8 protein-coding genes are annotated in these 7,960 nt (G+C 60.4%); 3 read left to right on the top strand and 5 right to left on the bottom strand.

Going from position 1 to position 7,960, the window contains the following annotated elements:
- Positions 1–579 precede the first annotated feature (579 nt).
- Positions 580–1,374, bottom strand: coding sequence for a LuxR C-terminal-related transcriptional regulator (locus tag PQQ96_RS40885; RefSeq protein WP_408302927.1), 795 nt, complete (start codon positions 1,372–1,374; stop codon positions 580–582).
- Between the two features lie 133 nt (positions 1,375–1,507).
- On the opposite strand from PQQ96_RS40885, the gene PQQ96_RS40880 reads away from it, so the two are divergent.
- Complete coding sequence (locus PQQ96_RS40880) at positions 1,508–2,323, top strand: carbon-nitrogen hydrolase family protein (RefSeq protein ID WP_408302926.1); 816 nt, start codon at positions 1,508–1,510, stop codon at positions 2,321–2,323.
- Between the two features lie 69 nt (positions 2,324–2,392).
- Here PQQ96_RS40880 and PQQ96_RS40875 read toward each other — a convergent pair whose 3' ends face one another.
- Both PQQ96_RS40875 and PQQ96_RS40870 read right to left on the bottom strand, forming a co-directional pair.
- Positions 2,393–3,511, bottom strand: a complete 1,119-nt coding sequence (locus PQQ96_RS40875) for a polyamine ABC transporter substrate-binding protein (RefSeq protein WP_408302925.1) — start codon at positions 3,509–3,511, stop codon at positions 2,393–2,395.
- A 512-nt stretch (positions 3,512–4,023) separates the two neighbouring features.
- Complete coding sequence (locus tag PQQ96_RS40870) at positions 4,024–4,260, bottom strand: hypothetical protein (RefSeq protein WP_408302923.1); 237 nt, start codon at positions 4,258–4,260, stop codon at positions 4,024–4,026.
- Between the two features lie 76 nt (positions 4,261–4,336).
- Here PQQ96_RS40870 and PQQ96_RS40865 point away from each other — a divergent pair, with 76 nt between their 5' ends.
- On the top strand, positions 4,337–4,537 hold the full coding sequence (locus tag PQQ96_RS40865) for a hypothetical protein (RefSeq protein WP_408302921.1): 201 nt from the start codon (positions 4,337–4,339) through the stop codon (positions 4,535–4,537).
- A gap of 28 nt (positions 4,538–4,565) precedes the next feature.
- Here the strand turns inward: PQQ96_RS40865 and PQQ96_RS40860 are convergent, their stop codons facing one another.
- On the bottom strand, positions 4,566–5,390 hold the full coding sequence (locus PQQ96_RS40860) for an alpha/beta fold hydrolase (protein WP_408302919.1): 825 nt from the start codon (positions 5,388–5,390) through the stop codon (positions 4,566–4,568).
- Positions 5,391–5,619: 229 nt separating this feature from the next.
- On the opposite strand from PQQ96_RS40860, the gene PQQ96_RS40855 reads away from it, so the two are divergent.
- Positions 5,620–6,531 carry an alpha/beta hydrolase gene (locus tag PQQ96_RS40855; protein WP_408302929.1) on the top strand — a complete coding sequence of 304 codons (912 nt, stop codon included), beginning with the start codon at positions 5,620–5,622 and terminating at the stop codon, positions 6,529–6,531.
- A 44-nt stretch (positions 6,532–6,575) separates the two neighbouring features.
- Here the strand turns inward: PQQ96_RS40855 and PQQ96_RS40850 are convergent, their stop codons facing one another.
- Complete coding sequence (locus PQQ96_RS40850) at positions 6,576–7,877, bottom strand: aspartate aminotransferase family protein (protein WP_408302916.1); 1,302 nt, start codon at positions 7,875–7,877, stop codon at positions 6,576–6,578.
- Positions 7,878–7,960: the final 83 nt, after the last annotated feature.

The following is a 7,960-nucleotide window of genomic DNA, read 5'->3' as shown; positions in this document are numbered from 1 at the left end:
TGTTGACAGTGCGTCGTTTGAACTGCTGTAATTCGTCCAGGCGGTCCGATCAGCCTTTCCTTCCGGGGAGTCGTTGTGCGAGAAACGACGCTTAAATTCAAACGCGTGACATTCACTGCGATCTTCACGTTTTTTGCCGTGTTGTTCGCCCATCCTGTCGCGGTCCATTACCCAGCACACAGTATCGCGGCATTGATTTGCGGAGCCTCCGCATTCATCGGCATGCTATTAGCCAACTTCGTTTTTCGAGAGTGACGGCGCGGTTTCGAACTCGACGCCCACCGGTAGCGCTACCTCCTTCACTACCCGTGCCGGGTTCCACCGAAAGCCGTCGCTGACCGGATGGGGGAGTGATCTATGCCGGATTCGCGTCGTCTACGGGAATTCGGTTTTCAACCACGGTTTGTGGTGTTCGAGCCGACCTCGTATTTCCGCTCCCGGCCATCTACGGCCGTTGGCCCGCATTCTGATGCGGACATTCGAACGTCGGTGCCGCCCGGACAAGGGACATTCCCGCGTGGCCCGGACCTGCTTGTACGGCGAGGGCGTACGCAGCCCACGGGCTAGGCGGACCGATCGCTACGACTCGATCTGTGCCTTCAGGAACAGCGAGAAAAGCTCGGACTGCGATTTGATATCGAGCTTCCCATAGACGTTCCGGCGGTGGACTTTCACCGTCTCGGCGGAGATCGCGAGCTTGTACGCGATCTCCTTGTTCGAGCGGCCACTCAGCATCAGTCTGACGACATCCAACTCGCGCGCCGTGAGCGGCGTGCCGCGCTGCTTCATCGCCTCTTCGAGACTGCCTTGCCACTGAGGCGTCTGCGGCGCGGCGCTTTTCTCCGCAAGTACTCCTTCGAAGAACATCCGTTGCCGCATCAACGCGGCCACCCAGGGCCGCATCAGGTCGAGCAGGGCGATCTCCTCCGGACTGAAGCGCTTCTTGCGGCCGAGCGAAAGACAGAGCGTGCGCGAGCCGTCGAGCTGGACGTTGTATTGCACCTCGTCCGAGACGACGTTGTGCGTGAAATAGAGCTTGTAGTAATCGGTCTGGTCGAAACACTCCGGTGCGACATCGGACAGACGGAAGAGCCCGCTCTTGAGCGCCTCGCGATTGGCAATGTAGAACGGATCCAGCAGATACAGACCCTTCACGTAGTCGTTAAAGAGCGGATCCGGGCCGTCGCCTTCATACTGCGATTCGGCGAACACGTGCGGGCGGCCGTTGCTGAATAGCAGCGCGACCCAGCTGTCAACGTTCACGTACTCGTCGAAATGTCGTGTCAGCGCAAGCCAGAAGCCCGGACGATCCACACACTCGATGAGCTGGCCGACCGACCGGTGCCACGCCACGTCCTGCAAGGTGAGATTCATGCGCGTACCCCCGTCGGGTTAACCAATCGACGTGATTATTAAAAGCGGCGGCAAAAGTCATACTTGAATTCGCCCCTGGGCGAAGACTCAAGAGTATGCGGGAAAAGATCCGCTCATCAAAAAAGGTCCAACCATGAAGATTGAAATCGTACAACTGGCCGGTCGCGACGGCGACACGGTCTACAACTTGAAGCGTACGTTACGGGCAATCGCCACCTGCGCCGCAGACACCGATATCGTCCTGTTCCCTGAAGCCCAGATGACCGGCTTTCTCGAAGTCGAAGAGCTTGCTGCGCTGGCCGAGCCGCTCGACGGCCCGAGCATTCGCGCAATCAAGGACGCCGCTCGCGAGCACGACGTCGCCGTGGTGACGGGGCTGATCGAGCACGATCGCGGCCAGTTCTACAACACGACTGTGTTCGTCACGCCGGAGGGCGTCGCGCTCAGCTATCGCAAGACGCACCTGTGGGTCTCCGAGCATGGCGTTGTGCTGCCCGGCGATCGATACGCGACGGTCGAATGGCGCGGCGTGCGCCTCGGCCTGCTGATCTGTTACGACATCGAATTTGCCGAGAGCGCACGCGCGCTCATCGAACTGGGCGCGGAGCTGTTACTCGTGACGAATGGCAACATGGAGCCGTTCGGCCACGTCCACCGCACGGCGATCATGGCGCGCGCCCAGGAGAACCAGGTCTTCGCCGTGATGGCGAACCGGGTCGGCGAAGGCAGCGGTGACATCACGTTTGCGGGCGGCAGCGCTGCCGTGGATCCGTTCGGGCGCATGCTGTTCGAAGCGGGACGCGAGGAGAGCCACCACGCCGTCGTGCTGGACTTCGCGCAGATCGCGGCAGCGCGCGCGCTCTACAACTACCGCGACGACCAGCGCTTGCCGTTCCCGGGCGAGCGCGTTGAACATCCTGACGGGCGCCGCGAGCTGCTGATTCCCTGAGCGATTTTCGGATCGATCAACTTCTGCCCGGCCGCACGGCCGGGCGCAGAGAAAGGACGAGTGGCAGGATCAATCGGTTTTGAGCTTCGCCCAAAGACGGTTCTCGAGACGCATCAGCTGCGCTGTCATCGGCTTGCTGATGACCAGCTTGCGGTACACCTCGGGCGGGGGGAACACGGCCGGGTCGGCGAGCACCTCGGCACGCACCAGATGCCGCGACGATGGCACCGCGGACGGATACGACGTGTCGTTGGTCAGGGCCGCGCTCTCCTTCTCCGATAGCACGAAGTCGATGAACTTTTGCGCGGCATCGGGATGCGGCGCGTCCTTCGGGATCGCCATCATGTCGAACCAGATTGGCGTGCCTTCGCTCGGAATCAGGTACTTGACGTGATACGACTTATGGGCGTCGGCGGCGGAGATGCGCGCGGAGTTGACATCACCCGACCAGCCGAGTGCGATGCAGATGTCATTGCCCGCGAGGTCGTTGATGTAGCCGCTCGAGTTGAACTGCGAGATGTACGGGCGGATCGCCTTGACCGCCTCATAGGCGGCCTGGATGTCGGCCGGATTATCCGAGTTGGGGTCTTTCTTCAGGTAGATGAGGGCGGCCGTGAAGGCGTCGGAGGGCGAATCGAGGATCGAGATGCCACAGCTCTTGAGCTTCTGCGCGTACTTCGGGTCGAACAGCAGCGACCAGCTATCGAGCGGAGCGTCGTCGCCGAGCAGGGCCTTCACTTTCTCGACGTTGATGCCGAGGCCGTCGGTGCCCCACGACCACGGAATGCCATACTGGTTGCCCGGATCGTCCTTCGCGAGGGTCTTCATGATGTCGGGGTCGAGTAGCGCGTAGTTCGATATGTGCGACCGGTCAATCTTCTGATAGATGCCGGCCTGCAACTGACGCGCCCAGTAGTAGTCGGACGGCACCACGACGTCATAACCGGAAGTGCCCGCGAGCAACTTCGCCTGAAGCGTGTCATTCGAATCGAACTCCTGATACACGACCTTGATGCCGGTGACCTTCTCGAAGTTCGCGACCGTACTCTTGCCGATCGAATTGCCCCAGTTGTAGACGTTGACTACCTGGTCCCCGGCCTGTGCGCCCGGCATGCCGTGCCATACGAGCCCGCTCAGTACGAGCGCCGCGCAGGCCGTTTTCAGTCTCTTCCTTTTGTCCCCTACCATTCCACTTTCCTCCGTCGATGTTGTCAGCGAATGAGGACAAGTATGCGGTTCGCCGTTGATTTCAATAATCACGTCGATCGGTTAACCCGGGAGGGGTACATCCCTGAATTAAACCTTACAGAACGGGGCCGTGCGGCCGCTCCGAACCGCTACGCCAAACAGGCGAACCTGACTTTGCGGGGCAGATATTCGCCTTTCTGAACACGTGGCATTTGCCATGCGTCACGGTTAGATTTTGAATAGGTAAAGCCGTTTGTTTGTTCGATTCTTCTGCGGCAAGGCGTTCGTGCTGATATTCCCCAATGTCCGACGCGCCCCCATGAACGGACCGTCGTCGAAAATAACATCGAAGGTCTCTTGTGGGTCGACAAGACTCATTCGCCATTCGCGTGAACGGTCATTCGTCGCCCGTTGATAGCCGCCGACGGTGAACGATATAAAGGCTGATCTCCGGACAAGGGTGAGCGCGATCTATCGCGTGCGGTGATCAGGCCTCTCGCGGCGAGGCCGGTTTACCCGCGCTTACCAATCATTTGCCCAGCGGTAGCCAGCGGCACAAGCATGACCGCCACGCCAAAGGCGAGCGACAACAAGTCGTCACAACCGATAGCCGGCGGCTCAAGACAACACGGGCGACCACCTGTCAGTTGCTTGCCGACACCGCGTGCCCACATGATGGCTGCAGCCCAACTCGCGTCGTCGCGCATCGCGCTGCGACGGCCTTCGTACGGACCAAGCCCGGATGGCATGAGACCTGCAAGGCGTACTGCAAGCGACCGGCCGCTTGACACCCCTGCAACCGTCCTCTGTTCAAGGAGACACATCATGAACACGTTGAACATCCATGATCTCGACAAATCCGTGGAACTCGATCACAAAGAGATGGCCGAGATTCAAGGCGGCCGAATGAAACTCCCCGGCGTGTCCGGTGGTTCGATACTCACCTCCGCCGACGGCGACCCCGTCGGCGTGTATGTCGACGGCGTGCTGCAAAACTCCGTGGTCGACGGCTACTACCATGGCTGATCAATGGTGTTGAGTGATACCGACCGGCCTATCCCCCGCGGCCAGAACAGCGGCTGACGAACTCCATGACCAGGTTCGTGATTTCCACCGGTCGCTCCAGGCTCGGCAGATGGGCGGCGCCGCTCAACTCACGGTACGACCCGTTCAACACCGCATTTGCAACATGCCGGCTTCGTTCTTGAGTGGTGGGAAGGTCGAGGTCACCACAAATCACAAGAGATGGCACCGATATCTCACCCAAACGATGATAGGCGGCTACGGCATCAAGATTTGCCCCGATCGGCGCAGACCTGAGCGCAACTGAGTTCATGTCGACGAACAGTTGGCGAGCCGGACCCATAACACGACCTTCTGGCTCCAGTGGGCCGTCTAGAGAAAGGCGAGTTCTCATCGCGATCGCCTGATCTATATCACCGGTCTTTTCGGCTTCCTTCAATCTTATCCGCAGGCCCTCGATTTCGGGCTGGCAGATTGCCTCGGGCGCGCCGGTCACGTTGGGTGCGATGAGAACAAGCGCACGGACACGTGATGGATGCCGAAGGGCCGCATCGAGCACGATCTCACCGCCCTGTGAGCATCCAACAAGGATCACGGGCTTGCCTTCCGCCGTGGCGTCAATCACCGCCATCAAGTCCGCGACTGCAGAAAAATCCTCCTCGTCGGCGCGGGTCTTGCCAAAGCCCCGCCGATCGTAGGCGATCGCCTTGTTGCTAACGCCGATGCCATCCAGTTGCGCGCGCCACATGCGGCGATCACAGACACGGGCGTGCAGAAAGACGACCGGGTCACCATTGCCGACAACTTCCGCAGCCAGCGTGGCTCGACCGGACGCAATCTGAAGTTTGGTGCTCATGGCTCATCCTGAGTGTTCGTGAAAACTGGATCTGAAATGATTGACGAGATTACACTTGATCTCAGGATACCGTTTGTTCAGCTTGCTGGCTGCGAAGCTCTGAGTGCGGCCATCTTGAGACGTTCGACACGGTCGCCCACATCGTTCAATGGAATCAGAGGCGACTTGAATGGGTATTCTGGCGACTATCGCAATGGCTACAGCTATCAGCTCTGGCATCCCGCCACAGATGATGCAGACGGACATTGAAGCGCCGGGTCCCGCAGGACCCTTGCGAGGGACGCTGCTGTCGCCTGCCGCTCATGACGTCCCGGTGGTTCTGATCGTACCGGGTTCGGGTCCAACTGACCGGGACGGCAATGGCCCAAACGGTCTTCGGGCATCGACCTACCGGTTGATCGCCGACGGGCTGCAAAGCCGTGGTATCGCGTCGGTTCGAATTGACAAAAGGGGTATGTTCGGCAGTGCCTCTGCAATACCTGACGCAAATGACGTCACCATCGAGGACTACGCGACGGACGTGCACGCGTGGGTGACGAGCATCCGAAGGCGGACGGGTGCCTCCTGCGTTTGGGTGTTGGGGCACAGCGAAGGCGGATTGGTGGCGCTGGTTGCCGCGCAGCACACGGCCGACATTTGCGGCCTGATCCTGGTATCCACAGCAGGACGCCCGCTCGGAAAGGTATTGAGGGAGCAACTGCAATCAAACCCTGCAAATGCCCCCATCCTGGGCAATGCAATATCGGTACTCGAATCCCTCGACGCCGGGCATGCGGTCGACGCGGCAAAGATCGATCCCGCACTGATACCGTTGTTCGGGCCGCAAGTCCAGCGCTTTCTCATGAGCGAATTGACGCTTGATCCAGCTACGCTTCTGGCCGGTTATACGAAGCCGGTGCTTATCGTGCAGGGCTTGCGGGATCTTCAGGTCAGCCCCCAAGATGCGCAACTGTTGAAGCAAGCAAATCCCCGAGCCAAACTCAAGCTCGTCGCCAACGCCAATCATGTCCTGAAGACGATCCGCACCCAGGACCGGAGCGAAAACCTCGCAGCGTACTCGAACCCCGATCTCCCGCTGGCAGAGCATATCGTCGACGTGATTTCGACGTTCGTGCAGAACTCAACGGCGGGTCAACTTTAGGCTCGAACGAATCATGAGCCGGGAAAGCAACTCAGGCGAGGCGATTACAGCGAACGCTCAATCGCCTGCCCGAGCAGTTCCAGGCCCAGGTCGATCTCATCCTCGTGGACGGTCAACGGAGGGGCGATCCGGAAGACACCGCCCATGCCGGGCAACTGCACGATGTTCATGCTGAGCCCCAGGTTCATGCACTCGCGGGTAATCCTTGCGCCAAGTCCATCCGCCGGCTCCTTCGTGTGTCGGTCCTTGACGATCTCCATACCCAGAAGCAACCCGCGTCCGCGAATGTCGCCGATACACTCAAAGCGTTCCATCAGATCTAGCAGGCCGCGTTTGAGCCGCTCGCCCATCAGGTTCGCACGCGCAACCAGCCCCTCGCGCTCGACCACATCCAGCACCCGCAGACCAACGGCGGCGGGAAGCGGATCGGACACATGGGTCGTATAGAACAGGTAACCCAACTCATGGGCGCGCTCCTCTATCTGCGCGGAGGTCACGACGGCCGCGAGCGGCAGGCCGGCACCCAGCGTCTTCGACAGCGTAAGAATGTCGGGCGTGACGCCATCGTGCTGACAGGCGAACATCGTGCCCGTGCGCCCGACCCCGGTTTGCGCTTCGTCGAGGATCAGCAGCATGCTGCGCTCCTCGCATTTGCGCTTCAACGCGGCCATGTAGCCTGGTGGCAGTTCGATGATCCCGCCGGAGCTGAGGATCGGCTCTGCAATGAACGCGGCGAGATTGCCACTGGACTGACGATCGATGAGATCGAAGGCGTAGTCCAGTTCCGCCAGGTAATCGTATTCGCCATTGCGCTCGAAACGCGGCCGGTAACGGAACGGGGCGGGGATCGCGAAGGAGCCGACGGCCGCCGGACCGACGCCCTTGCGGCCGGCGCTGTAGGTCGCGGATGCTGCGGCTCCCGTCATGCCGTGCCAGGACTGCGCAAAACCAACGATTTCATATTTGCCGGTGACCAGCTTCGCCATGCGAATGGCAGCCTCGTTAGACTCCGCGCCGGTACTGAGCAACAGCGCCCGGTCGAGTCCGTCAGGCGTGATGTCGGCCAACCGGGCCGCCAGGTCGACCACCGGTCGCGAGAGCATCCCGCTGAAGAGGTGGTCAAGCTTGCCGGCGTATTCGTTGATAACCGACACGATGTCCGGATGGCTGTGCCCCAGCACCGCGCTCATCTGCCCCGAGGTGAAATCCAGAATCGCGCGGCCGTCCGCGTCATAGACGAAGCTGCCCTGGGCGCGCTCAATGATCATCGGCTCGAAGGTGCCGCCGTAGCGGATGAGGTGCTGCCTGGCGTTGTGCCAGAAAGTTGCATCGTTGTTCCGGGACACCTTGCTTCTCCTTGGCGGGTGGCGAGAATAACTTGCAGTCTAGGTGGCTCTCTGCTTTCATAGAATCGAATAGTTCTTATGGA

Origin of the sequence: Paraburkholderia sediminicola (genome assembly GCF_046027825.1) — a bacterium.
Lineage (GTDB): Bacteria > Pseudomonadota > Gammaproteobacteria > Burkholderiales > Burkholderiaceae > Paraburkholderia > Paraburkholderia sediminicola_D.
The sequence above is the reverse complement of the archived record's forward strand: the minus strand, read 5'-3'. Positions and strand labels throughout refer to the sequence as shown.